We start from the raw sequence: 23,356 nt of genomic DNA on the forward strand, positions 1-23,356 counted from the left end.
GCCGCCATCCGGCACCGAAGCAAGGCGAGCCGGTCGGCCGACCGGCTCAGCAGGTGGTGCCGTCGGCCGGCAGCGTCAGGTCGACCAGGTACCGGGTGCCGATCTCGTTGACGCACTTGTTGCCGGCGCTCAGGAACGCGGTGTGGCTCGATCCATCGACGGTGAGCAACCGGGCATCGAGTGCCTTGGCCAGGTTGACCCCCGCCTCGTAGGGGGTGGCCGGGTCGTGGGTCGTGGATATCACCAGGATCTGCGGCAGCCCCGGTACGCCGTCGACGGGATCCAGCGGGGTCGGCGCGACCGGCCAGAAGTCACACGGGCCCTTGACCGCCGCCGGTGGGTCACCGCTGTCCACGAACGGAGCAGCGGCCGCGGCTTTCTCCGCCATCTGCTGAGCGCTCGCCGGGTCGAGACTGCGCGAGCCGTCGATGCACCCGATGGCCAGGAAGGCATCCTGCGAATTGCTGTAGTGCCCGTTCGCGTCGCGCCCTAGATAAGTGTCGGCCAGCGCCATCAGTTCGGTGCCATCGCCGGACCGCAACGCAGTCAGCGCCGAAGCCAGTTGCTTCCACAAAGACTCGCTGTACAACGCAGTGATGGTCCCGATGGTGGCGTCACCGAAGGTGATCACCCGGCCGTCGGCGAGCGGCCGCGGCGTGTCCAGCAGCGGGCGGACCAGCGCCTGGTACGCCGCCGTCGCCTGGGCCGGGTCCGTCCCCAGCGGGCACTCGGCCTGCTCGGCGCACCACGTCGCGAAGTCGTCGAACGTCTGCTGGAAGCCCTCAGCCTGGCTGATCGAGGACTGGGCGGCGTCCTCGTTGGGATCGATCGCGCCGTCCAGGATCAACGCCCGCACGTTCCCCGGGAACAGGCGGGCGTACTCGGTGCCGATCGAAGTCCCGTAGGACCATCCGATGTAGGTCAGCTGCCGGTCGCCCAGCGCCGATCGCAGCACGTCCATGTCTTTCGCCGCGTTCCGGGTGCCGACACCGGCCAGGAAGGTCGCCCCGTCGAGACCTTGCGCCGATCCGGACATCGCGGCGCAGCCCAGCGCGATCTGCTCCGCCGCCGCGTCGGCCGCCGCGATCTCCTCGGGCGTGCGGGTGCGCTGCGTGGTCGCCCGGGTGGCATCCCGTTCCGCGTCGGTCTGGCAGCGGATCTCCGGCACCGAGGCATTGACCCCGCGCGGGTCGAACCCGACGAAGTCGAACTGGCGGTTGACCGTGCCGGTCAGCCCGTAGCCGGCGTATGTTCCGGCGATCTCGACCCCCGACGCGCCCGGGCCGCCGGGGTTCACGACCACCGACCCGATCCGGTTCGCCTGATCGGTCGCGGGTTTGCGCAGCACCTTGAGTTGGATCGTCGGACCGGTCGGATCGTCGTAGGGGCACCGGGGCGTCACCGGTCGTGGAGGTCGCCGATGGCGGGATTCCGGTGGCGGACGGGCCCGTCGACGAACTCGTGGTCGCGGTACCGATGGCCGCGCTGCCGCCGACGGACGAGGAACAGGCGGCGAGCAGCGCACCGGCCATCATCAGGGCGGCCAGCAGCGACGCGCGAGCACGGGGATTCACCCGACGATCATGCCATCGGGTCCGGGTGGCCCGGGTCGGCACCGAGCCAGCGGCCGCCGCGGGTTACTTGTCCCGCCAGGCCGCGTCCTCGGCGTCCTTGCGCTGCTCCCGCTCCCGGATGATTTCCAACGCGTTCCCCGCCTCCTCGGCCGTGGCGAACGGGCCGAGCAGTTCCTTGGCCTTGCTGACGCCCTCGGGCTCGACCTGGCCGGTCTTGATGTTGTAGTAGAAGCCCTTGCTCTGGCCGATCTCGTCTCCCATACCGAGCAGCCTGCCACGACCGGCCCCGGGCCGTCGGAACCGGGTCGGAAGGGTGCGGATCAGGCCGGTTCGACCACGAACCGGTTCGTCTTCGGGTCCGCCGAGACCAGCCGCACCGCGATCACCGACCCCTCCACCAGCCCGTCCGGCGGGCAGTGCGCCCGCACCGGCGGCTCGTGCAGGATGACGATCGCGCGGTTCTTGGCCGGTTCCAATTGCAGCACGGTCGCCGAGAACGTCTCCCCTTCGCGACCGTGCAGGACGAACACGGACACCGCGCCGGCGCAGGCCTTGGCCAGCTCCGCGGCCTTCCGGTCGGCCGCGGTCATCGTCGCCGGCAGGTCGGGCAGGGCCATCCGGGCCCAGTCCGGCACTGTTCGGCCCGCGTGCAGGGCCAGACACACCTCGGTGGCATACCGGTCGGCCAGCCGGCGCAGCGGCGCCGTCACGTGCGCGTAGGGCCCGCCCACCCCGCCGTGCTCGCGTCGCGCCGGCGCCGACCCGTCGAACGCGGTGTACCCGGCGCCGCGCAGCAACCGGACCGCGTCCTCCAGGAACGCGGCGTCGCGGGGCCGGTCGCCGTCCAGGCCGGCGATCACCTCCGACACCGGCATCGACTCCGGCCACGGGATGCCCAGGGCCGCCGTCGCGCGCCGCAGCAACGCCACCTGCTCCGCGGACGGCGGCGGCAAGGTGCGCAGCAACCCGACCCCGCCGTCCAGCATGATGCGGGCCGCGCAGGTGCCGGTCAGCAGGCTGATCTCGGCGTTGTGCCGCTCGATCGCCAGCACGGCGCGGCGCTCCAGGGTCCACCGCCCGTCCGGTGCCCGCACCACCTCGGTGTCCGGGATGTCCAGGCTGATCGCTCCCCGGCGCCGGGCCAGCGCCTGGCGCAGGGCCCCGATCTCGGGCAGCAGAGAAATCGACGGGTGCAGCCGGCCCGAGTCGGCATCGAGTTGGGCGGACGGGTAGTCCAGTTGCGCGACCGATCGGACGACGGCCCGGCGGACATCCACCTCGACGGGCTCGCCGGCGGCGTCCAGCGCGATGGTCCAGACGACGGCGGGCCGGGACACGTCGGGCAGCAGGCTGGCCGCGCCCTCGGACAGCTCGACCGGGTGCAACGGCGTGGAGCGATCCGGGCTGTACAGGGTCGCGCCGCGGCGCCAGGTCTCCTGGGCCAACGGCCCGGCCGGCGGCACGAAGCCGGCAACGTCGGCGATCGCGTACCGGACGAGGTAGCCGCCCTGCACCTCCCGCCGGGACAGGTGCACGGCCTGGTCCAGGTCGCGCGAGCCGGGCGGGTCGAGCGTCACGAACGGCACGTCGAGCGGCTCCCGGGCGGGGGCGGCCGCTCCGTTGGCGGCCGCCGGGTCGCGGACCGCGGCCGCCCGGGCCTGGTCCACCGCCGCCGCCGGATAGCCGTCCGGAATGCCCAGTTCCCCACGGATCGCGTCGAAGTCGATGGCCTTGGGCGGGGCCACGATCGTCCGGGCCGGCATCGGCACAGGCTAACCGTCAGGCCAGCACGCCGTCGGCCCGGGCGACCGACGGCGCCCCGGGCCGGGCGAACATGTCCAACCGGAAGTCCTCCTCCAAGTGGGCGGCCAGCACCGTCAACCCCGACGCGGCGGTCAACGCCTCGTGCACCTCGTCGCCGGTCAGCGGGTACCCGGCGGCCGGATGCCGCCAGTGGCAGGCCACGACGACCCCGTCCGCCGCCAACGATCCGACGGTCCGGTCGATGACCGCCGACAGGTCGGCGTGGTCGAGGTAGTAGCCGATCTCGGACAGCACGACGAGATCGAACTCGCCGGACGGCCACTGCCGGGGAACGGCCAGCTGCCGCACGTCGACCTGCGGATCCGCGGCGAACCGGCGGGCGAGCGCGGCGAGCGGCTCGGCGGCGATGTCGGTGGCCACCAACCGGTCGCACCGGGGGGCCAGCAGCTCGGTGAGCAGGCCGAGGGCGCAGCCCGGTTCGAACGCCGACCGGAACCGGGCCCGGGGCAGGACCGCCATCGTCAGGGCGCGCTTGCGCTGCTCGTACCACGAGCGGCCCAGCCCCCAGGGATCGTCGGAATCCTGATAGAGGGTTTCGAAATAGCCGGCCGGCAGGGTGCGCCGGTGCCGAAGGATGTCACCGGCACCGGAGGTCGTCATGAGCGCAGTGTGCCCCGGCCGGTCGGCGGGCAAACGAGCGGCCGTTCCCGCACGTCCCCAGTGGAATTGTTCAACATTCATGGACCGTTGCCCGTCGGATTATCTGAAGAAATTTTGGTCACTGTTTGCCCAGGTCAAAGGGCAACTCCAGCCAATGATCCGGACTTCTTCAGCGAATGTGGCGTGACGAGAGACCGGCCGGGCCGTCCCATCCGACAAGGACACACTCCGTGCCCGCGACGAGAAAGGAGGTTGTCATTGGAACGAGTCGCATGAGCGTTTTATCCGATCACGGAAGGAATGACGACGATGAAGAAGATGTTGACCGTGCTGGTCGGCCTGGCCTTCGCGGCCCTGGTGTCGATCGGTCTCGCCGGCCCGGCCACCGCCCAGCAGACCTCGGAGCAGGCGGTCGACCAGACCGCCGTGCCGATGACCGGCGCCCTGTCCGACGGGTCCGGCGCCGTCGCGGGCACCTTCGACGTGCAGCAGTTCACCACCGAGGACGGGGTGCTGAAGGCCGTCGGCACGTTCACCGGTTCGGTCACCGACAGCGCCGGAACGACCAGCCAGGGCACGCAGAGCCTGGCCGTCCCGGTCGACCTGGCCCAGAGCGCCGGCTCCTGCCAGATCCTGGATCTGGTCCTCGGACCGCTGGACCTGGACCTGCTCGGCCTGCAGGTCCACCTGGACACCGTGCACCTGAACATCACCGCGCAATCCGGACCGGGCAACCTCGTCGGCAACCTGCTCTGCGCGGTCGCCGGACTGCTTGACGGACCCTTGGCCTTGACCGCTGTCCTTGGCCAGATCGTCACGCTGTTGAACCAGCTCCTGGGCGTCCTGCGCTGACCACCGCACCGGAACCGGTCACGCCCCGGCCACCGCGGTGGGGCGTGACCCGGGTGCCGGGTGGGGGGATGAGTCCGCCTGTAAGCCGGGTTCTGTTCCCGGGCGCCTCGCGGCGATCCCGTTCGGCGACCATCCATCTCGACGTGCCGTTGCCGACACGCTCCAGCGGTCCACCCGCAGGCTCGGGCGGGCCGCCCTCGAACGCCTGCGCACCGGGTCCGGATCGGTCCGATCCGAGCACGGCTTTTCGACCTTGCTCCGGGTGGGGTTTACCAAGCCGCCCCGGTCACCCGGGGCGCTGGTGGTCTCTTACACCACCGTTTCACCCTCACCTGGCACCCGAAGGTGCCGGCGGTCTGTTTTCTGTGGCACTGTCCCGCGGCTCGCGCCGGGTTGCCGTTAACAACCACCCTGCCCTGTGGAGCCCGGACTTTCCTCGACCGCCGGGTCCGGGCCGAAACCCGGACCAGCACGGCCGCGGTCGCCCGGCGGACTCATCCGTCGGTGATGGTACGTCAGGCAGGCGAGCACCTCGTCGTCCGTGGTCTGCCGGAAATCGTCGTAGCCCTGGTGCACGGCCCGGAACGGGCTGGGTGAGATCGCGCAGATGACGTCGTCGACGTCGCCGCCGCTGCGCAACGCCGCGCACGTCTCGGGTGCGCCGACCGGCACCGCGACCAGCACCGCGGCGGGTCCCTGCCGGCGCACGGCGGCGGCGGCCGCGCGCATCGTCGAGCCGGTGGCCAGCCCGTCGTCGACGATGATCACGGTCCGGCCGCGCACCGCCGGCGGCGGCCGGTCGCCCCGATAGGCCCGGCCGCGCCGGCGCAGTTCGACCATCTCCTGGTCGAGCACGGATCGGAACACCGCGTCCGGCAGGTGCAGCCGGGCCAGCACCGGTTCGTTGGTGACGACCTCGACGGGTGTGTCACTCCCCGGCCCGACCGCGGCCACCGCCCCCATCGCCAGTTCGGGTTGCCCGGGCACCCCGACCTTGCGCACCAGCAGGACGTCCAACGGGGCGCCGATGGCGCCGGCCACCTCCGCCGCGACCGGCACCCCGCCGCGGGGCAGGCCGAGCACGATGACGTCGGCCCGGTCGCGGAGCCGCTCGGCGACCAGCACGCCCAGCGCCCGTCCCGCGTCCACGCGGTCGGCGAACCGCTCGGCGCGGCGGTCCAGGTGCATGACCTCAGTCAAGCCCCACGGGTGGGGGCCGGGCAACCGGTCGGGGCACCATGGCGGGTATGGGGATCTATCGCGACCATGTCCTGCCCCGGATCCACAACCGGGTGCTGGACGACGACGAGATCCGCCGGATCCGCGAGAGGGTGTGCGCGCCGCTGCACGGGTCGGTGGTCGAGATCGGGTTCGGTTCCGGCCTCAACGTGCCGCACTACCCGGCGGCGGTCAGCCGGGTGCACGCGATCGAGCCGTCGGCGCTCGCCCGGCGGCTGGCCGCGCCGCGGGTCGCCGCGACGCCCGTGCCGATCGAGTTCGACGGCCTGGACGGGCAACTCCTGCCGTTGCCGGACGGGTCGATCGACTGTGCCCTCCTGACGTTGACGATGTGCTCGATCCCCGACCAGGGCGCCGCTGCCCGGGAGCTGCACCGGGTGCTGGCGCCCGGCGGTTTCGTCGCCTACCTCGAGCACGGCGCCAGCCCGGACCCGGACGTGGCCCGCCGGCAAGGACGGATGAACGGCCTGAACCGGCGGCTGTCCGGCTGCCGGCTGGACACCGACGTGCCGGCCGTGCTCCGGTCCGCCGGATTCGACCTGACCGACGAGCGCACGTTCTACTTCGAATCCGGGCCCCGCTGGGCGGGCTATCTCTACGAGGGGATCGGACACACATCCGGCTGAGTGCACCGATCAGCGCAGGTGCGCCGTCTCGTTGACGGTCCGGACGACGATGCCGCCGACTGCGTCGACGTCGAACGCGGAGAGCGAACCGGTGTCCACCCGCAGCCGGTAGGCCACCACCGGGTCCACCTGCAGCGCCGTCACCAGGATCATCTTGGCCACCGCCGCGTGGGTCACCAGCGCGACGGTGTGCCCGCGATAGGCCCGTATCGACTCGCTGATCAGCGGCCGGACCTGCTCCCGGACCTGCACGAACGACTCGCCGTCCGGTGGCGCCGCGGCCGGATCGCGCCGCCAGATCGCGAGCTCCGCCGGCCAGCCGGCCTCGATCTCGTCGACCCGCAACCCGGTCCAGGCCCCCAGTCGTTCGTCCAGCAGGCGGTCGTCCTCGACCACCGGCGCCCCGGCCCGCCCGGCGATCACCTTCGCGGTGTCCCGGCACCGGACCAGCGGCGAGGTCAGCACCACCGCCGGGGCCAACGGTCCGATCCGATCGGCGACGGCGGCGGCCTGTCCGCGGCCGGCGTCGGTCAACGGCACGTCCTCGCGTCCGGTGAACCGGCCTTGCGCGCCGTAGGTGCTCTCGCCGTGCCGGACCACCAGGAACCGGGTCGGGTGACCGTCCCGCGGCTCGGGCAGCGCCGCCGCGGGGTCAGCCTCGCCCGCGGCGACCGCCTCGACCGCCTCGACCGCCGGGCCCGGCGCGGGCGGGGGTGCCACCCACTCCCGACCGGCCGCCGCCGCGTCCATCGCCTCGTTGGCCAGCCGGTCGGCGTGGGCGTTCCGCTCCCGGGGGATCCAGCTGAAGCCGACCTCGGCGAACCGGCCGACCAGCGCGGCCGCCCGAGCGGCCAGCGGCTTCATGTCCGGGTGCTTGACCTTCCAGCGGCCGGACATCTGCTCGATGACCAGCTTGGAGTCCATCTGCACGGCCACCACGTCCGCGCCGACGTCCAGCGCCGCCTCCAGGCCGGCGATCAGACCGGAGTACTCGGCGACGTTGTTGGTGGCCCGGCCGATCGAGGCGGCCCGCTCCGCGAGCACCGTCGTCCCGTCGTCGGCGAACACCACCGCGCCGTACCCGGCCGGTCCCGGATTGCCCCGGGACCCGCCGTCGGCCTGGACGACGACCCGGCGGCGGCTCACGATCTGATCAGGATGGCGCCGCACTCGGTGCACCGGACGACGGCATCCGGGGCGGCGGACCAGATGTCGTTCAACGCGCTGCGGTCCAGGTCCATCCGGCACGCCTCGCAGCGGGCGCCGTTGAGGGCGCCGGCCGCCGTGCGGCCCCGCGCCCGGATCTGCTCGTACAGCTTGATCAGGTCGGCCGGCATGCCGTCGAGCAGGCCGGCGCGCTCGGCGGTCACCCGTTTCAGCTCGTCGTCGATGTCGGCGACGGCGTCGCCGCGGCGCTGCTCGGCCGCCGCCAGCCGCTCCTGCGCGGCCGCCAGGTCGGCCTGGGTGCTGGCGACCTCGGTGTCGGCCAGCTCACGACGCTCCATCAACTCGAGCGCGTCGTCCTCCAGCGTCGACTGCCGCCGCGCCAGCGACGTCAGCTCGTGCTGCATGTTCTCCAGATCCTTGGCCGGCGCGCTGCCGGCCGCCAGCCGGTCGGTGTCCCGCTTGGCTCGGGTGCGCACGGCGTCGATCTCGTTGTCCAGCTTGCGGGCATCCCGGTCCAGGTCGCCGATCTCGGCCTGCCGCAGGACCAGCGCCCCGCGCAGCTTCTGGACGGTGGCCGTGTCGTCGGCGATCTGCGCCAGTTCGGGCAGCGTCCGGCGGCGGTGTTCGGCGGCGGCGACCGCCTGGTCGATGCGCGCGACGTCCAGCAGCCGACGCTGGAGGAACGGATCGGCTTTGGCAGGCACGGCTCACCATCCAGTTATCGGCCCCGCTGGTTGACCCAGTCGTCGGACTGGCATCCGACGCTACCGGACCGGCGGGGCGGCGGCGTGCACGGTCCACGGATCGGTCCGGGTGGTGGACACCGTGACGGTCAGGTCGGGATGGGCCGTCCGGAGCAGGTCGGCCGCGACCGGCAGCCACGGCCACTCCCCCGCCCAGTGCGCGACGTCGACCACCGCCGGGTTGGCCGGGTCGGCGACGAACTCGCCGACGACGTGGTGGCGCAGGTCCGAGGTCAGGTACACGTCGGCGCCGGACGCGGCGGCCGCGGACAGGTAGGAGTCGCCGGCGCCCCCACATACCGCCACCGTGCCGACGATCCGGTCCGGCGCGCCGGCCGCGCGGATCCCGCCGGCGGTGCCCGGCAGCCGCTCGGCGACCAGCGCGGCGAACTCGGCCAGGGTCAGCGGCTCGGCCAGCGCCCCGACCCGGCCGCTGCCGGTGACCCCGTCCGGGTGCGGCACCAGCGGCCGGGTGCCGCCCAGCCCGAGCGTGGCGGCCAACGCGTCGTTGACGCCGCCGGCCGCGGTGTCGGCGTTGGTGTGCGCGGCGACGTGCGCGAGGCCCGATCGGATCATCCGGTGCACCAGCGAGCCCTTGGCCGAGTCCGCGGCGACCGACTGGACGGGCCGGAACAGCAGCGGGTGGTGGGTCAGCAGCAGTTGGGCGCCGGCGGCCACCGCCTCGGCCACGGTGACGGCGTCCACGTCGACGGCCAGCAGCACCCCGGTGACCGGGTCGTCGGGATCACCGCAGGTCAGCCCGATCCCGGTGTCCCAGCTCTCGGCCAGTGCCGCGGGGTAGGCCCCGTCCAGGGTGTCCAGGACGTCACGGATGGTCGTCACGCCCCGCAGTGTGTCAGGTCGCCCTTCGCCGCTGGGGGACAATGGCTCGGTGACATCCGAGCTTCAGGTCGACCCCGTCCGGGCCGCCGACCCGGCCGACGAACGCCTGCACGTGTGTGTCGTGTGCACCGGCAACATCTGCCGGTCCCCCATCGGCGAACAGGTGCTGCGGCGGGCCGTCGAGGATGCCGGCCTGGCCGACCAGGTGGTGGTGACCAGCGCGGGCACCGGCAACTGGCACGTCGGGGCCGGCGCGCACCACGGCTCGGTGCGGGTGCTCGCCGACGCCGGCTACCCCACCGACCACACGGCCCGCCAGCTGACCCGCGACGACCTGGCCGGCATCGACCTGGTGCTGGCCGCCGACCGGGACCACCGGGCGCTGGTCAAGCGGATGCTGGCCGAGCCGGACCGGGACAAGGTGCGCCTGCTCCGCGATTTCGACCCGGACGCCGATGGTGACGAGATCCCCGACCCCTACTACGGGCCGCACCAGGGCTTCGTCGACGTGCTGGACATGACCGCGGCGGCGATGCCCGGCGTGATCGCCGAGATCCGCCGCCGGCTGGCCGAGCGCGATTGAACGGGGCGTGATGAAGCGGCTGGCGTTCCTGCTCCGGCCCGGCTGGATCGCGGTGATCCTGGCCGGCCTGGCCTTCGCCGGGGCCTGCTTCTTCCTGCTCGCGCCCTGGCAGTTCAACCGGAACGCGGAACGATCCGCGCAGAACGCCGCCATCACCGCGGCCCTCGGCGCCGACCCGGTGCCGGTGTCGGAGCTGATGTCGACCACCGCGCAGCCCGCCCAGAACGCGTGGTGGCACGTGGTCACCGCGACCGGCACGTTCGACGAGTCGCGCCAGGTCCAGGTCCGGCTGCGGCAGAACTCGGCCGGTCAGCCGATCTCCGAGGTGGTGCTGCCGTTCCGGCTGACCACCGGCGAGACCCTGCTGGTGGACCGGGGTTCGGTCTCGTTCCTGGAGGTCGACAAGGGGGTGGGCATCCCCGCCCCGCCGGCCGGTGAGGTCACCATCAGCGGACGCGTCCAGGACGATCAACTCGACCCATCGCAGCGGCCTCCCGTCGTGCAGAACGGCCAGGTGCAGGTCACCGAGATCAGCGCGGCCATGATGCGGCAGGCGTTCGGCGGACCGGCCGGCGAGCCGTTCCTGGCCGGGTTCGTCCAGCTCACCGGGCAGAGCGCGGGCGTGCTCACGCCGATCGAGGTGCCGCAGACCGATCCCGGCCCGTTCCTGTCGTACGCGCTGCAATGGGAGGCGTTCGGCGTCATCGCGCTGGTCGGTCTCGGCGTCTTCATCGTCCGCGAATACCGCGATCCGCGGACCGACGAGCCGGACGAGGACACCCGGCCCGCGACGCCGGCGGCCGAGCCCGACCCGGTCCCCGCCGGCCGGCGGCGACGGTCCCGGGACGGGTTCGACCGCTCCCAACTGTGGGACGACGAATCCTGACCACCGACCCGACGGGGCGGGCCGCCGCCGCCGAGCGCGCGGTGGTCTCCGGGCACCTGCACCGGCTCGCCGGCCTGCCGGGCACCGCGCTCGGCGCCAACACCCGGCCGGCCCGGCTGCGGCACCGCTCCTTCCTGGCCTGGAACTACTGGTGGCAGGCGCACCTCCTCGACTGTCTGCTGGACGCCGAGCTGCGCGCGCCCGCCGAGATTCGCCGCATCACCATCGGACGGGTCGTCCGCGGCATCCGGCTGCGGAACCTCGGCCGGTGGACCAACGCCTACTACGACGACATGGCCTGGCTGGGCCTGGCCCTGGAGCGGGCCGAGCGCCTGTTCGGGCTGGGCCGGCCGGCCGCCGTCACGACCCTGGTGGACCAGCTGCTGGAGGCCTGGACCGCCGAGCTGGGTGGCGGCATCCCGTGGCGGCGCGGCGACGAATTCAAGAACGCCCCGGCGAACGGTCCGGCGGCCATCCTGCTGGCCCGCACCGGCTTTCTCGATCGCGCGGTCGCCACCGCCGACTGGATCGACCGTCTGCTGCGCGACCCGGTGACCGGGCTGATCCGGGACGGCGCCCGACCCGACGACCGGCCCGGCGCGGACCCCATCCGCATCGAGCCGCCGATCTACACCTACAACCAGGGCGTCGTGCTCGGCGCCGAACTGGAACTCGCTCGGCGGTCGGTGTCCGGCGACCGGCACGCGGCCCGGGTGCGACACCTGGTGGACGCCGTCGCCAACGCGCTGTCCACGGACGGGGTGCTGCACGGTCACGCGGGCGGCGACTCCGGGCTGTTCACCGGCGTCCTGGCCCGGTACCTGGCGTTCGTGGCCCGATCGCTGCCGGGCGACGACGCGGCGAACGCGCGAACCCGGACCCGGGCGGCGGTCCTGGTTCGGACGTCCGCCGACGCCGCCTGGACGGGCGCGGCCCGCTCGGGGCGAGATCTGACATTCGCCCCGGACTGGGCCCACCCGGCCCGCCCGCCGGCCCGCCGGAACGCCGAACGCGACCTGTCCGTGCAACTCTCCGGCTGGATGGTGCTGGAGGCGGCGGCGACCCTGGACCGGTGAGCCGGCCACCTCCGCGGCGTTCCCGCGGAGACGTCACGACGTTCCCGCGGCAACGCCGAATCGGACATCAGGCAGAGATCTGCCCTCGGAAACGTTCCCGCGGCAACGCCGAATCGGACATCGATGGCGCTTCCGGCCGGTGCGAACCCCGCTCGGGTCGCCGAGCCGGACGACGGCCGGGCCCGCTCCGACACCGGAAACAGTGCCGCGGAGACGTTCCCGCGGCAACGCCGAATCGGACAATCGGCCGGCCGTCCGGCGCCGGGAGCGGACTAGGTTGAGCCGGTGACCCCTGCCGCCTCCCCGTCGCGCGCGCCGGCCGGCGCGCTCGGCTTCGCCGCCGCCGTCGGTGCCGTCGCCGGCGCGGCGCTGACCGCCCGGGGCGGGCGCCGCGCGTCGGTCACCGGTGCCGCGGTCGGCGCGGCCGCGCTGACCGCCTCCGAAGCGTTCGCCCGCCGGCTCCAGCGGCCGGGCGAGATCCCGCCGCTGTTCCAGCGGATCGCGGTCAGCGCGGCGCTGGTCGCGCCGCTCGGCTGGGCCGCCGAACGACTCGGCGCCGGCCCACGCACCATCGCCACGGCCACCGGCGCGCTGGGCGGGCTGCTGGGCGTCCGGCCGCAGAAGATCGCGTACGGCCCGGCGCTCGGCGCGGCCGTCGGTGCCCTGCTCGGCCGGACCGGTCGCTCGGGCGCGGGCACCCCAGGTGCTGTCACCGCGGCGGCCACCATGGCCGCCTATCGCACGTCGTCGGCGTTACTGTTCCGGGACGCCCAGGTCAGCGTGCTCGCCGACCGGGTGCCGGCTCACCAGCTGCCATTCATCGTGCCGCGGGCGGCCCGCACCGGGTACGTCGGCACGGGCTACCTCAAGGACCTGGCCGAACAGTTGGACGCCGACTACCACCCGGAGGTCGACGACATCGGCATCGTCGCGTCGCTCGACGAGCTGGCCGGGCCGGACCTTGACCCCGCCGCCGTCCATCCGCTGGTCCGCGAGTTCTACGAGCACACCACCCGGTTCCGGCTGGACATCGACCCCCGGTGGCGCGCCTGGATCCGGCCGGGTTACCTGCTCTACCGCACCGTGGTGGCCCGCCCGCTGGGTCAGGCGAACGTGCCGATGAACCAGCGGGACATCGAACGCGGCGTGCGCAGCCGGATCGACACCATCACCCTCGCCAGAGACGGCAACGACGACAGCAACAGTCCCGAGACCATCCGCGGTTGGATCCGCTCCTACGCCGACACCGACGACCCGATCTACGTCGGCATCTACACCACCTACCGGGACGCCGACCGCGGTTACGTCAGCGTCGGGTTCCCGGTCCCACAGGGCAGCTTCACCGCCACCCTGCTGCCGCGGGCCCGGCCGGGCGGCGGGCTGATCCTGACCAGCAGCAGCGACCTGCCGCACCCCGGGCACTACCTCGCCGCGATCGACCCGGAGACCGCGGACCTGACCGTGCTGGCCGTGCACGGCTTCGGCGAGCGCCTCGACGTCTATGTCCAGGACGGGCAGCTGCGCGCCGAGCATGCGTTCTCGCTGTTCGGCATCCCGTTCCTGGTGCTGGACTACCGCATGCACCGCAAACCGGCGACCGCCCGCGGCCGGGTCGCCCACAGCCCCAGCACGGGGAGCAGCAACGGCAGGTAGCCGTACCCCACGCCGAAGCCGGACCACACCGCCGCCCGGCCGAACCCGCCGACGCCGATTTCCACCAGCGACACGGCGAGCACGCCGATCAGCTCGACCAGGCAGCACCAGCGGCTCACCCGCAGGCTGCGCCGGGTGCCGCGGCGCAGGCCGGCGGCGGCGACCAGGTAGACCGCCCCGGCGAACCCGCTGAGCGCGACGGCGGTCCCCGTCCGGCCGTCGACGACGACCCCGGTCGCCGCCTGGTAGCCGCTGCGGGCCAGGGCGGCGATGGCCAGCACCGTGTAGGCCACGCCCAGCGCGACGACGAACGCCCCGGATCGCCGGCCCGACCCGGGTAACGGCTCCCTGGCCGTCACCAACTCCGGCTCAGCCACCGGTGCGCCAGGTCGCGACCAGCCGCCACTGCACGACCAGCCCCGCGACGGTCGCCATGGCCAACCGGACGTCCGGTCCGGTGCGAACCCGATCCCCGGCGCTCATCGCGCCGCAGACCGGCAGCAGCACGACGGCCACCGCGAGATAGGCCAGGAACAGCGCCGGCTCCGCGGGTCCGCGGCCGGTCAGGATGGCGAGCCCGGCCAGGCCGGCCTGCGCCAGCAGCAGCACCTGCAGCATCCATGCCGCGGCCTGCAACCACCGCGGCCGCGGGACCCGCCGGGCCGCGACCACCGCGGCCAGCACCGCGACGAGCAGGCTGTATCCGGCGATGCCCAGGACCAGCGGCGCGGTCATGCCCGGGCCCGACGGTTGCGGCGGGTCCGGCGCCGGACCAGCCAGGTCGACACCCCGGTGACGGCCAGGGCCAGCGGGGCCAGGCCCAGCACGAACCAGATCGAGCGCCACCAGCCGTCGACCACGTAGCCGGTATGCACCGGGTAGTTCCACATCTCCCACAGATGTTGGGAGACCGGTTCATCGGGCCCGCCGCCGGTGACGGTCGCCGTGCCGGTCCGCCGGTCGACGGCCACGCTGAGATCGCCGGGGAAGTCGGTCAGCCGGTACGGGTCGACCCCGTCGGTCAGCCACACCGTGTACGTGGACGTCGGCTCGTCGGCCTCGGGCAGCACGACGGCCGCCAGGCCGGCGGTCGGCGCGAGCGCCAGGGCGGCGGTGGCCGCGCCGTCCACCCCGATGTCGGGTCCGTCGCCCTCGGCCGAGAGCACCTCAGGGGACTCCACCGGGGTGCCCGGTGTCACCGCGTTCCAGACGGACTCGACGGGGGTGAGCTCGAATCCGGCCCCGGTGAATCCCCAGATGAGCAGCAGCGGCAACGCAATCATGCCGATCACCTTGTGCAGATCGGTGTCCCGGGCGAACCGGCCCTTGCCGCGCCGCACGGACAGGGACGCCTTGAACCGGCTCGGCCGGGGCCACCAGAGCCACAGGCCGGACACCGCCAGGAAGAGCAGGACCAGACCGAAGACTCCCAGGATCAGCGCTCCGACGGTGATCGGCGCACCCTCGTAGCCGAGCCACCCGCTTCCGGGCACCTCGGCCACGAGCCACTCGATGTAGCCGGGCCGGTTGTCGCAGCTCAGGAAGCATTCGTGGAGGTTCTCGGTCCAGCCCAGCCACGTCGGCAGGGGCGCGACCTCCCCGAGCAGCGCTCCGGAGGCCGGGTCGACCGTGAACGACTGCTCGAAATCGGTGACCCGCAGGACGCCGTTCTCGGCGAGCACCGCAGTGGGCACGAAGTCGGGGTGCGCGGCGGCCACCACGGCCTGCGCCTGGCCCAGGCTGACCATCGCCGGGCCGCCGGCGGCCGCGTAGGCGTCCGCGTTGAGCCACCGGTGGATCTCCGGCCGGTACACCAGGATCGCGCCGGAGGTGGTGATGACCAGCAGCACCAATCCCAGGATCAGCGAGAACCAGCGGTGGGTGACGATCAGCGTGCGCCGCACCGGTCGACGGCGCCGCCGCACGCGCGGCGACGCGGGTCGGGCCATCCGGGTCGTCCGGGTCGTCGGCGCGACCGCAAACGGCGGATCGGCGGACCGGCGGTTCGGGCCGGCCTCATGGGCCCCGGTGAGTGATCCAGCAGACATGCGGGGATCGTGTAGGTAAGGCTTGCCTAATGTCAAACCTATACCGGTGGGCCAAGACGTGCTCTTGATCACCCACGGCCGATTCGGCCGATGCCTTCCGTCGCACCCATGAATGAGGTATCGCGACACGGCCGGCAGCCGCACTCTGAGCCCGCCGAACCGGGCGGCGGTAGCCTTCCGCAGTGTCCCCCGGTCTGCGCGTCGGCGTCGTGATCCTGCCCCAGTTCAGCTGGCCCGAGGCCCGGGCCCGCTGGGCGTCGCTGGAGCAGCGGGGCTTCGCGCACGGTTGGACCTACGACCACCTGTCCTGGCGGGACCTGAAGGACGAGCCCTGGTTCGGCACGCTGCCCACCCTGGTTGCCGCGGCCACCGCGACGACCACCCTGCGGTTGGGCACCTGGGTGATGTCGCCGAACTTCCGGCACCCGGTGACCACCGCCAAGGACCTGATGACGATCGACGACGTCGCCGGTGGCCGGCTCATCGCGGCGATCGGTGCCGGTGGCGCCGGCTGGGACGCCGGCGTCCTGGGCCATGACACGCTGACCCCGCGGCAGCGGGTGGACCGGTTGGCGGAGTTCGTCACGCTCACCGACCTGTTGCTGCGGCAACCCGACACCACGTGGCGCGGCGACTGGTTCCAGGCCGTGGACGCGAAAATGATCCCCGCCGGCAGCCGGAGCCGGATCGAACTGGTGGTGGCCGGCAACCCGACACCACGTGGCGCGGCGACTGGTTCCAGGCCGTGGACGCGAAAATGATCCCCGCCGGCAGCCGGAGCCGGATCGAACTGGTGGTGGCCGGCAACGGCCCGCGGACCATCGGTCTGGCCGCCACGCTCGGCGACGGCTGGGCGACCACCGGACCCGAGTCCGAGAACGTGACGACCGACGAATGGTGGTCCCGTGTCGCCGGGCTGACCCGCCTGTTCGACGAGGCCGCGGACCGGGCGGGCCGGGATCCCGGCACGCTCCGCCGCTTCCTGAACCTGGACTCGGCACCGGTGCTGTCGGTGAGCAGCCTGGGTGCCTTCACCGACGCCGCCGGACGGGCCGCCGACCTCGGCTTCACCGACGCGGTGATCCACTGGCCGCGGCCGGCCGGCGTCTACGCGGGCGACGATCGGGTGCTCGACGAGATCGCCGGCACGCTGACCGCCGGCGTGTGGAAGGGACGGTGACCGGCCCGGACGCCGCGCCGCTGACCACCGTCGCGCAGTACCTGGCTTCGCTGCCCGAACCGGCGCGGAGCTGGGTCGCCGAGTTCGTCGACGACACCGCGGCGCACTACCCGAGCGTCCCGCTGGTGATGTTCCGGCAGCGGCCGATGTTCAAGTTCGGCGCGAGCTACCAGCGGGGTTACGTCATGTTCACCGCGGCGAAGACCCACTTCACCGTGCACTCGGTCGAGTTCGACCTGATCGAGCAGCTCCGGCACCGTCTCCCGACGGCGCAGTTCGGCAAGGGCAGCGTCAAGGTGCGGTTCACCGACGCGGCCGCGAAACCGATCCTGCGCGAGTACGTCGCCGCCGTGATGAGCCGGCACGGCATCGCCCGGGTGTGAGGTCGGCCGGGCCGACGCGGCCTCACCCGAAGGCCGGCATCACTTCCTCGGCCAGCAGCCGGATCTGCGTGTTCACGTCGGCCACCCCCTCGATCTCCCGGCCGGTGAACGCCTTGACCAGACCCGCGTCGGTGATCGCCAGGATCATGTGGTTGACGCCCACCGGTTCCAGCGTCTTGAGTTTCGCCGTCACCTCCTCGGGAGTGCCCGCGACGGAGAGCTTCTCGGCGACGTCCGGCCTGGTCGCCGCGTACGCGCCGGGCAGGTCGCCGGACCCGAGCGCGGCCAGCACGGGCGCCATGTCGTCGGCGGTGACGCCGTTGCGCTCCAGCAGTTCGGTCGGCATCGAGGACGCGTAGATGCCCACCATGCTGCGCGCGGCCTGCCTGGCGATATCCCCGTCCGGGCCGACGGCGAACACCATCCACGCACCGATGTCCAGATCGTCGACGTTCTTTCCCGCCCGGTCGGCACCGATCCTCATGTTGTCGTACATATAGGAGTAGGCCTCGGGGGTGTAGCCGAGGGCGTGGTGACAGCCGTCGGAGAACTCGGCCGCCACCTGGAAGGACTTGGGCCCGCGCATCGCCCCGAGCTTGATCGGCAGGTGCTCCTGCACCGGCCGGGCGAAGGTGAACAGACCGTTGTAGGAGAAGAACTCGCCGTCATGGGTGATGGCGGAGTTGTCGATGAAGGTGCGCATCACCTGCGCCGATTCCTTCACCCGGGACAGCGGTTTGGTGCTCTTCCAGTCGATGTTGTATTGCGCGAGCAGGCCGAAATTGCCGCTGCCCAGAACGGCCTCGGCCCGGCCGCCGGACAGCTCGTCGAGCGTCATCACCGCCTGGGCGATCAGGGTCGGCTCGCGCAGCGTCACCGGCGAGACGCTCGGCCCGAACCGGATCCGGGACGTCTGACCGGCCGCCGCGGCGAACAGCAGCCACAGGTCGCGGTGCCAGGTCTCGTCGGCGGCGTACACGGCGTGCAAGCCCAGCTCGTCGGCCAGCCGGATGGCCGCCAACGACTCGGTGAGCGGATAGTCGGGCAGCATCACGTAGCTGAACTTCACTGGTCGCCTCCGGAAGCGTCAGGGGTGTCGGAAGTGTCGAGCTCGGCGAGCACCGAGGACCCGTCGACCACCCGGCTCGCGAAGTGCCGGTGCATCCAGGCCAGGTGGTCGTGCCGAGAGGTCATGATGCGCAGCGAGTCCCAGTTGGGGAATTCCTGCTGCAGGACCCAGACCTGCATCAGCCGGGGGTCTACCTCGTAGAGGTGCGCGAACGTCGTCCGGGCCACGTCGGTCACCGGTTCGGCCGGCGGTGGCGTGTACTGCTCGGCGTACCGGAACGGGTAGGCCCCGCCGGGCCCGGTCATGGCGCGATCCCCGGGTAGGCGCGGTCCAGCAGGTACTTTCCCGGGTTCATGATGTTGTTCGGGTCGAGAGTCCGCTTGATGTCGAGCATCACGCCGAACCCGCGGCCGAGTTCGTCCGGCACCAGGTCGACCTCACCCTCCCGGCACGAGCCGTGGCAGGCGCTGATCGACCCGCCGGCGGCGATGGCCACCGCGGCGATCTCGCGCTTCGCGTTCACCCACAGGTCCCACGCCGCGTCGTCGAGCTGCTGCTCCCAGATGCCGACGTCGATCTCGGTGAGGTAGTCGGCCCCGGTGGCGCCCTGGGTGTAGGCGAACATCCCCCAGTCGTCGAACACGTCGGTCTTGCGCCGCAGCCGGGCGACGATCTCGTGCCAGGCCGTCGTCACGCCCGGCAGCTCGCTGTAGTTGATCGCGGCGTCCTCGCAGTGCCAGCTCATCGGCACCACCTGACCTTGCTTGGTGCGGCCGTGCAGCGGGGTGGCGTAGCGGTCGTGCCGGGCCGCCCAGTCGCCCGCGGAGATCTCGTCGCCCAGGTACCGGGCGCCGTGCCCGCGGGCGATCCGGAACAGCCGCCTGCCGCCGGCCCGCACCTCGTCCTCGTAGCCGTACAGCACCGCACAGACCAGCGCTCGCACGTCCGACGGTTGCGGGATGTACGCCTCGTCGTCGCGGCGCAGGTACGCCACCTTGTGCTCGTCGAACAGCACGGCGCCGGCGAAGGTGGCCACCCCTGCCCGGGCCAGCGCGCCGGTGCACGCATAGGCGTCGTCGTAGTTGTCGAACGCCCAGAACGGCGAGAGCTCCGCCTCTGGCTTGGGAAAGAGTTTCAGGGTCGCCCGGGTCGCGATACCCAGCGTGCCCTGATGACCCATGAACAGGTGCTTGAGCTGGTACCCGCTCGAGCTTTTGGTGATCTTGCGGCCGATCCCGTCGCCCACGTGCAGGATGTCGCCGGTGGGCAGCACGATGTCGAAGCTGAGCACCAGGTCCCGGGTGTGCCCGTAGCGGGATCCGATCAGCGACCAGCCCGAGGTGCCGATGCGCCCGCCGACCAGCGAGCACGGGTACGACGCCGGGTCGTCCGGGTAGAACAGCCCGTGCCGGGCCAGTTCCTCGTTCAGCTTGAGCATGTTGATGCCGGTGCCGACGGTGACGGTGCGGTTGACCAGGTCGAGTTCGTGGGTCTGGTTCATCCGCTTGACGTCGACGACGATGCCGCCGCGCAGCGGTACCGCCCCGTCGGTCAGCCCGGTGCCGCCGTCCCGCGGCACGACCGGGATCCGCAGGTCATTGGCGATCCGGACCACCGCGGCCACCTGCTCGGTCGACGTGGGCAACACCGCCAGGTCGGGCAGCCGCTCGGCCCACCGGTGTACCGGGAACGGCGCCGGCACCCGCGCCCGGTTGTACCGATCGGTCTTGGACGTGAGGATCTGCTCCGGCGCGAGCACGGTGCTGAGCGCAGTGACGACCTGGTCGAGCCGATCGACCGACAGGGTCATCGCGCATCACCCCCGAGTCCCAGGGACTGCGCGAGCAGTTCATGGATGTCGACGACGTCCATTTCCTGGGCCGCGCCGGCCGCGGACAGCGGGCGCTCCGACCACGGGCAGGCACTGACCAGGGTGTCGACGTCGAGCTGCCGGGCCTGGGCCACCCGGTTGGCGCTGATCGCGGCGGTGAGCTCGGGCTTCTCGATGGGCAGGCCGCCGCCACCGCCCGAGCAGTACGACCACTGGGTCACCCGGTCCACGTCGGTGAAGGCGAGACCGGGTATGGCACGGAGAATCTCGCGCGGCTCGGCCCAGATCCCCTTGCGCTTGTTCAGCCGGCAAGGGTCGTGGTAGGTGATGGACCGGTCGATCGGCACCGTCGGGGTCAGCCTGCCCTGCCGGATCAGATCGGCGAAAAGCTCTATCACCAGAACGATCTCGATATCGAAGTCGGCGCCGAAGTACTTCGGGTAGTCCTCGGTGAAGCTGATGTAGTCGTGCGGGTCCAGCACCAGGACCCGCTTCGTACCGGTGGAGCGCCAGTCGGCCAGGTTGTGCTCGGCGAACCGGCGGGCCTGGTCGACGTAGCCCATCTCGGCGGCCGGCCCGCCGCAGCACCATTGCTCACCCATCAGGCCGAACTGGTACCCGGCCTGTTGCAGGATCCGGGCGACCGCCCGCGGTACAGATGTGCGATAGAAGGCGGCCTCGCAGTCCACGAACAGCACGGTCTCGCCGCCGATCGGCAAATCCAGCCCGGCCGACCAGTCCCGCACATGCTCCTGGCTCACCGGGATATCGCCGAGCACCGGTTCGTGGGTGTCGGAGTTGGTGCGTTCGTTCCAGGTCCGCCACCCGCTCTGGTGGATGCCGTTCTCGACGGCCAGCGCCCGCACGGCCTTGACCACGTCGACGGTGCGGGTGCGGAACCGGTAGAAGTCGCCGGTGAACAGCGTGTTCGGGCACCGCAACTCGCAGGCCCCGCACTGCGTGCAGTTGACGTAGTCGGCGGCCACGTCGGTGATCTCGAGCTCTCCGCGGTCCATCGCGACGACGTTGGCGTGGAACGCGGTCGGCGTCCACGACTCGTTGCGGGTCACCTGCATCACCGGGCACACCTCACGGCAGAACTTGTGCCCGGACGAGTAGCAGTTGTACGACGCGTTGCGCCACTGCTCGGTGAATTCGGCGGTCCGCGCGTCGGACGCCCGGCTGGTCAACGGGAGTGCGATGGTCTCCGGGAAGGCAGTGAGACCAGCCGGGTTGTCGGCCATCCCCGGGGTGAAGGCGGTGCTCAGTGAGTCGGCGGGCGGGCGGTCCGGGTCGATCTGGGTCACGAGCGTGTCCCTCCGAGCGGCGGCGGTCGGATGTGACGCACGACACAGTGCTAAACCTATGGAACCATATTTCAAAGGATTCGGTAAGGGCCGGGGTCGACGTGGACGACATGACCGGCCGATCGGCGATCGATCGGCCGTGACGCACGCGGCCGTGTTCGCCCCGCTCGACGACGGCGCCGCGCGGTCCGAAGCCGTGGTCCGCCGGTTGGCCGGCGCGATCGCCCTCGGCCTGCTCGCCGACGGTGAGCAGCTGCCCCCGGAGACCGAACTGGCGACCTCGCTCCGGGTCGCGGTCGTCACCCTGCGCGAGGCCCTGGCCGACTTGCGTCGCCGCGGCCTGGTCCAGACCCGGCGCGGTCGGGGCGGCGGCAGCTTCGTGCGATTCTCCGAGGATGCGCTGGCCGAACTGGCCCGCCGCCGGTCCGCCGACCTGGGCAGTGCCGACCTGCGCGAACTGGGCGAGTTCCAGGCCGCGGTGGCGGGCACCGCGGCCCGCCTCGCCGCCGAGCGGGCCGGCGCCCACGACCTCGCCCGGCTGGATGCGACCCTGGCGGCGCTGGCCGCGGCGGACCGGCCGGTCGACCGGCGTCGGATCGACGGCCGACTGCACATCGAGATCGCCGCGGCGGCCCAGTCGGTGCGCCTGACGCTGGCCCAGCTGGAGATCCAGACCCAGCTCGCCGAACTGCAGCTGTCCCCGACCGACCGGGAGGCCGACACGCTTGCGTCCCATACCGCCGTGCTCCGGGCAATCCGCACCGGGGACGCCCCCACCGCCCGCCGGCTCGCCGAGGAACATATCGCCCGGCGGACTCGGGCACTGGTCGTCCAGCGACTCCCGCGCGGGCCCCGGCGCGGGTTGAGCGCCGGCGCACCCGTCGAGGCGCTGGTCGACCGGGTCTTCGCGGCCGTCGATCGGTTGCGGGACGTCGTCATCGGGGTGCCGGTCGACCCCGCGGCCCTGCAAGCCCGGGCGCGAGCGCTGCTGGCCGAGCACCGAGAGCTCATCATCGGGATGGGGATGATCGTGGCACCGGACGCCGCCTCCGGGGCCCGTCGCCGGATTCTGTGGTGGCAGGACCTGGGCGGCCCGGAGCCGACCGCGCTGCAGGTGGACCTCAACCCGCACAGCCTGAGCTTCTACGACTACGGCACCGCCGACTGGTTCAGCGTGCCGCGGGACTCGGGCGGCCGATACGTGGACGGACCGTATGTGGACGTGCACGGCACCGACCGCTACCTGCTGACCTTCACCGTTCCGGTCGTCGTCGGCCCGTCATTCCTCGGCGTCGTCGGTGCCGATGTGCCGGTCAGCCGCAGCGCCGACTCGCTGTCCGGCGAACGCTTCGCCTCCGGCGCGCCGTCGGTTGCGGTGTCCGATGTGGGTTGGCGACTGTCCGTCACGCCGGCCCACAGCGCCCGCCCGACGGATGGGTGAATCCCCGTTTGATTCCTCGTTCCGACGAACATGGCATCGACATGTGCGTGCGTCACACATATGGTTGCGGACATGACCACGACACTGCAGCTCAAGCTGACGATCGAGTCCTGGGACGAGCAGCCGTACCGCGAGCTTCCCGACGGCCGGAAGTTCACCCGTGCCAACGTCGGCCTGGGCGGGGGCGAACCGGACGGTGCGAGCACGATCCGATCCGCCACGTACGAGGCGTTGATGTACTACGCCGCCGATGGGACCAGCTCCTACGTCACGCTCATGCAGGTCACCGGAACGCTCGACGGCAAGACCGGCAGCTTCGTGCTGGCCGGATCCGGGACCTACGACGGGACCACGGCGGCCGGCGAATCGCGGATCGTGCCCGGTTCGGGCACCGGCGAGCTGGCCGGCATCTCGGGGTCGGCGAGCAGCAC

Annotated in this window: 23 protein-coding genes, 1 other RNA gene and 2 pseudogenes; 10 read left to right on the top strand and 16 right to left on the bottom strand. The window is 72.3% G+C overall.

The features are described 5' to 3' along the window. Positions 1 to 46: 46 nt before the first annotated feature. From ACILSK_RS09370 to ACILSK_RS09385, 4 genes are all read right to left on the bottom strand, one after another. Entirely contained in the window at positions 47 to 1,402 is a 1,356-nt protein-coding gene (locus ACILSK_RS09370) for an alpha/beta hydrolase (RefSeq protein WP_395726879.1), read from the bottom strand. Positions 1,403 to 1,637: 235 nt separating this feature from the next. Further along, entirely contained in the window at positions 1,638 to 1,835 is a 198-nt protein-coding gene (locus tag ACILSK_RS09375) for a hypothetical protein (RefSeq protein ID WP_395726880.1), read from the bottom strand. Positions 1,836 to 1,894: 59 nt separating this feature from the next. After that, positions 1,895 to 3,337: an RNB domain-containing ribonuclease gene (locus ACILSK_RS09380; protein ID WP_395726881.1), complete on the bottom strand. Its 1,443-nt coding sequence runs from the start codon at positions 3,335 to 3,337 to the stop codon at positions 1,895 to 1,897. Between the two features lie 16 nt (positions 3,338 to 3,353). Then, positions 3,354 to 3,998: an SAM-dependent methyltransferase gene (locus ACILSK_RS09385; RefSeq protein WP_395726882.1), complete on the bottom strand. Its 645-nt coding sequence runs from the start codon at positions 3,996 to 3,998 to the stop codon at positions 3,354 to 3,356. 309 nt (positions 3,999 to 4,307) lie between these two features. Here ACILSK_RS09385 and ACILSK_RS09390 point away from each other — a divergent pair, with 309 nt between their 5' ends. Then, complete coding sequence (locus ACILSK_RS09390) at positions 4,308 to 4,850, top strand: hypothetical protein (protein ID WP_395726883.1); 543 nt, start codon at positions 4,308 to 4,310, stop codon at positions 4,848 to 4,850. 65 nt (positions 4,851 to 4,915) lie between these two features. Here ACILSK_RS09390 and rnpB read toward each other — a convergent pair. Continuing rightward, an RNA gene (gene rnpB / locus ACILSK_RS09395) (RNase P RNA component class A) lies at positions 4,916 to 5,347 on the bottom strand. 211 nt (positions 5,348 to 5,558) lie between these two features. Then, positions 5,559 to 6,038 (bottom strand): annotated as a pseudogene (locus tag ACILSK_RS09400) (phosphoribosyltransferase); the annotation flags it as partial. A 59-nt stretch (positions 6,039 to 6,097) separates the two neighbouring features. Between ACILSK_RS09400 and ACILSK_RS09405 the strand changes: the two are divergent. Next, positions 6,098 to 6,715, top strand: a complete 618-nt coding sequence (locus ACILSK_RS09405) for a class I SAM-dependent methyltransferase (RefSeq protein ID WP_395726884.1) — start codon at positions 6,098 to 6,100, stop codon at positions 6,713 to 6,715. Between the two features lie 9 nt (positions 6,716 to 6,724). Here the strand turns inward: ACILSK_RS09405 and ACILSK_RS09410 are convergent, their stop codons facing one another. Genes ACILSK_RS09410 through ACILSK_RS09420 form a run of 3 tightly spaced genes read right to left on the bottom strand, consistent with a single transcriptional unit; the run spans position 6,725 to position 9,468 of the window. Beyond that, positions 6,725 to 7,861, bottom strand: a complete 1,137-nt coding sequence (locus tag ACILSK_RS09410) for a bifunctional RNase H/acid phosphatase (RefSeq protein WP_395726885.1) — start codon at positions 7,859 to 7,861, stop codon at positions 6,725 to 6,727. Next, positions 7,858 to 8,586, bottom strand: coding sequence for a zinc ribbon domain-containing protein (locus tag ACILSK_RS09415; RefSeq protein ID WP_395726886.1), 729 nt, complete (start codon positions 8,584 to 8,586; stop codon positions 7,858 to 7,860). Before ACILSK_RS09415 ends, ACILSK_RS09410 begins: the two co-directional genes overlap by 4 nt. 60 nt (positions 8,587 to 8,646) lie before the next feature. Next, the gene (locus ACILSK_RS09420) at positions 8,647 to 9,468 is read right to left on the bottom strand and encodes a Nif3-like dinuclear metal center hexameric protein (RefSeq protein WP_395726887.1); all 822 of its coding nucleotides are present in this window, start codon (positions 9,466 to 9,468) and stop codon (positions 8,647 to 8,649) included. A gap of 49 nt (positions 9,469 to 9,517) precedes the next feature. On the opposite strand from ACILSK_RS09420, the gene ACILSK_RS09425 reads away from it, so the two are divergent. From ACILSK_RS09425 to ACILSK_RS09440, 4 genes are all read left to right on the top strand, one after another. Further along, on the top strand, positions 9,518 to 10,051 hold the full coding sequence (locus ACILSK_RS09425; protein ID WP_395726888.1) for a low molecular weight protein-tyrosine-phosphatase: 534 nt from the start codon (positions 9,518 to 9,520) through the stop codon (positions 10,049 to 10,051). Between the two features lie 10 nt (positions 10,052 to 10,061). After that, complete coding sequence (locus ACILSK_RS09430; RefSeq protein WP_395726912.1) at positions 10,062 to 10,937, top strand: SURF1 family protein; 876 nt, start codon at positions 10,062 to 10,064, stop codon at positions 10,935 to 10,937. Beyond that, on the top strand, positions 10,919 to 12,013 hold the full coding sequence (locus ACILSK_RS09435; RefSeq protein WP_395726889.1) for a glycoside hydrolase family 76 protein: 1,095 nt from the start codon (positions 10,919 to 10,921) through the stop codon (positions 12,011 to 12,013). Before ACILSK_RS09430 ends, ACILSK_RS09435 begins: the two co-directional genes overlap by 19 nt. A 285-nt stretch (positions 12,014 to 12,298) precedes the next feature. Continuing rightward, positions 12,299 to 13,666, top strand: coding sequence for a hypothetical protein (locus tag ACILSK_RS09440; RefSeq protein WP_395726890.1), 1,368 nt, complete (start codon positions 12,299 to 12,301; stop codon positions 13,664 to 13,666). Here ACILSK_RS09440 and ACILSK_RS09445 read toward each other — a convergent pair. The 3 genes from ACILSK_RS09445 to ACILSK_RS09455 are packed head-to-tail and all read right to left on the bottom strand — an operon-like array spanning position 13,585 to position 15,714. Further along, positions 13,585 to 14,043 carry a hypothetical protein gene (locus tag ACILSK_RS09445; protein WP_395726891.1) on the bottom strand — a complete coding sequence of 153 codons (459 nt, stop codon included), beginning with the start codon at positions 14,041 to 14,043 and terminating at the stop codon, positions 13,585 to 13,587. The two genes, ACILSK_RS09440 and ACILSK_RS09445, sit on opposite strands and share 82 nt — an antisense overlap. Beyond that, entirely contained in the window at positions 14,036 to 14,401 is a 366-nt protein-coding gene (locus ACILSK_RS09450; protein ID WP_395726892.1) for a hypothetical protein, read from the bottom strand. The genes ACILSK_RS09445 and ACILSK_RS09450 overlap by 8 nt, the downstream gene beginning before the upstream one ends. Further along, complete coding sequence (locus ACILSK_RS09455) at positions 14,398 to 15,714, bottom strand: PepSY-associated TM helix domain-containing protein (protein ID WP_395726893.1); 1,317 nt, start codon at positions 15,712 to 15,714, stop codon at positions 14,398 to 14,400. Before ACILSK_RS09455 ends, ACILSK_RS09450 begins: the two co-directional genes overlap by 4 nt. 194 nt (positions 15,715 to 15,908) lie before the next feature. Between ACILSK_RS09455 and ACILSK_RS09460 the strand changes: the two are divergent. Next, positions 15,909 to 16,894 (top strand): annotated as a pseudogene (locus ACILSK_RS09460) (LLM class flavin-dependent oxidoreductase). Continuing rightward, positions 16,891 to 17,277, top strand: a complete 387-nt coding sequence (locus ACILSK_RS09465; protein ID WP_395726894.1) for a hypothetical protein — start codon at positions 16,891 to 16,893, stop codon at positions 17,275 to 17,277. The pseudogene ACILSK_RS09460 and the gene ACILSK_RS09465 overlap by 4 nt, the downstream one beginning before the upstream one ends. Positions 17,278 to 17,299: 22 nt before the next feature. Here ACILSK_RS09465 and ACILSK_RS09470 read toward each other — a convergent pair whose 3' ends face one another. The 4 genes from ACILSK_RS09470 to ACILSK_RS09485 are packed head-to-tail and all read right to left on the bottom strand — an operon-like array spanning position 17,300 to position 21,484. Beyond that, positions 17,300 to 18,346: an LLM class flavin-dependent oxidoreductase gene (locus tag ACILSK_RS09470; protein ID WP_395726895.1), complete on the bottom strand. Its 1,047-nt coding sequence runs from the start codon at positions 18,344 to 18,346 to the stop codon at positions 17,300 to 17,302. Then, positions 18,343 to 18,651, bottom strand: a complete 309-nt coding sequence (locus ACILSK_RS09475; RefSeq protein WP_395726896.1) for a hypothetical protein — start codon at positions 18,649 to 18,651, stop codon at positions 18,343 to 18,345. Before ACILSK_RS09475 ends, ACILSK_RS09470 begins: the two co-directional genes overlap by 4 nt. Beyond that, positions 18,648 to 20,156, bottom strand: coding sequence for an FAD-binding oxidoreductase (locus ACILSK_RS09480; RefSeq protein ID WP_395726897.1), 1,509 nt, complete (start codon positions 20,154 to 20,156; stop codon positions 18,648 to 18,650). The genes ACILSK_RS09475 and ACILSK_RS09480 overlap by 4 nt, the downstream gene beginning before the upstream one ends. Continuing rightward, positions 20,153 to 21,484 (bottom strand): (Fe-S)-binding protein, encoded by a 1,332-nt coding sequence (locus ACILSK_RS09485; RefSeq protein ID WP_395726898.1) that lies wholly within the window; start codon positions 21,482 to 21,484, stop codon positions 20,153 to 20,155. The genes ACILSK_RS09480 and ACILSK_RS09485 overlap by 4 nt, the downstream gene beginning before the upstream one ends. Before the next feature lie 139 nt (positions 21,485 to 21,623). On the opposite strand from ACILSK_RS09485, the gene ACILSK_RS09490 reads away from it, so the two are divergent. Together ACILSK_RS09490 and ACILSK_RS09495 are read left to right on the top strand one after the other, a co-directional pair. Next, positions 21,624 to 22,925 carry an FCD domain-containing protein gene (locus tag ACILSK_RS09490; RefSeq protein ID WP_395726899.1) on the top strand — a complete coding sequence of 434 codons (1,302 nt, stop codon included), beginning with the start codon at positions 21,624 to 21,626 and terminating at the stop codon, positions 22,923 to 22,925. Positions 22,926 to 22,997: 72 nt separating this feature from the next. Then, positions 22,998 to 23,356: DUF3224 domain-containing protein (locus tag ACILSK_RS09495; protein WP_395726900.1), on the top strand; the 359-nt coding region annotated here is incomplete at its 3' end.

It is taken from the genome of Nakamurella sp. (assembly GCF_044224575.1).
In the GTDB taxonomy this organism is placed as follows: domain Bacteria; phylum Actinomycetota; class Actinomycetes; order Mycobacteriales; family Nakamurellaceae; genus Nakamurella.

Bases quoted from the DNA above. Each gene is read 5' to 3' on its own strand.
- ACILSK_RS09375 (WP_395726880.1), bottom strand. From the start codon at position 1,835: ATGGGAGACGAGATCGGCCAGAGCAAGGGCTTCTACTACAACATCAAG.
- ACILSK_RS09380 (WP_395726881.1), bottom strand. From the start codon at position 3,337: ATGCCGGCCCGGACGATCGTGGCCCCGCCCAAGGCCATCGACTTCGAC.
- ACILSK_RS09385 (WP_395726882.1), bottom strand. From the start codon at position 3,998: ATGACGACCTCCGGTGCCGGTGACATCCTTCGGCACCGGCGCACCCTG.
- ACILSK_RS09390 (WP_395726883.1), top strand. From the start codon at position 4,308: ATGAAGAAGATGTTGACCGTGCTGGTCGGCCTGGCCTTCGCGGCCCTG.
- ACILSK_RS09405 (WP_395726884.1), top strand. From the start codon at position 6,098: ATGGGGATCTATCGCGACCATGTCCTGCCCCGGATCCACAACCGGGTG.
- ACILSK_RS09430 (WP_395726912.1), top strand. From the start codon at position 10,062: ATGAAGCGGCTGGCGTTCCTGCTCCGGCCCGGCTGGATCGCGGTGATC.
- ACILSK_RS09450 (WP_395726892.1), bottom strand. From the start codon at position 14,401: ATGACCGCGCCGCTGGTCCTGGGCATCGCCGGATACAGCCTGCTCGTC.
- ACILSK_RS09455 (WP_395726893.1), bottom strand. From the start codon at position 15,714: ATGTCTGCTGGATCACTCACCGGGGCCCATGAGGCCGGCCCGAACCGC.
- ACILSK_RS09475 (WP_395726896.1), bottom strand. From the start codon at position 18,651: ATGACCGGGCCCGGCGGGGCCTACCCGTTCCGGTACGCCGAGCAGTAC.
- ACILSK_RS09480 (WP_395726897.1), bottom strand. From the start codon at position 20,156: ATGACCCTGTCGGTCGATCGGCTCGACCAGGTCGTCACTGCGCTCAGC.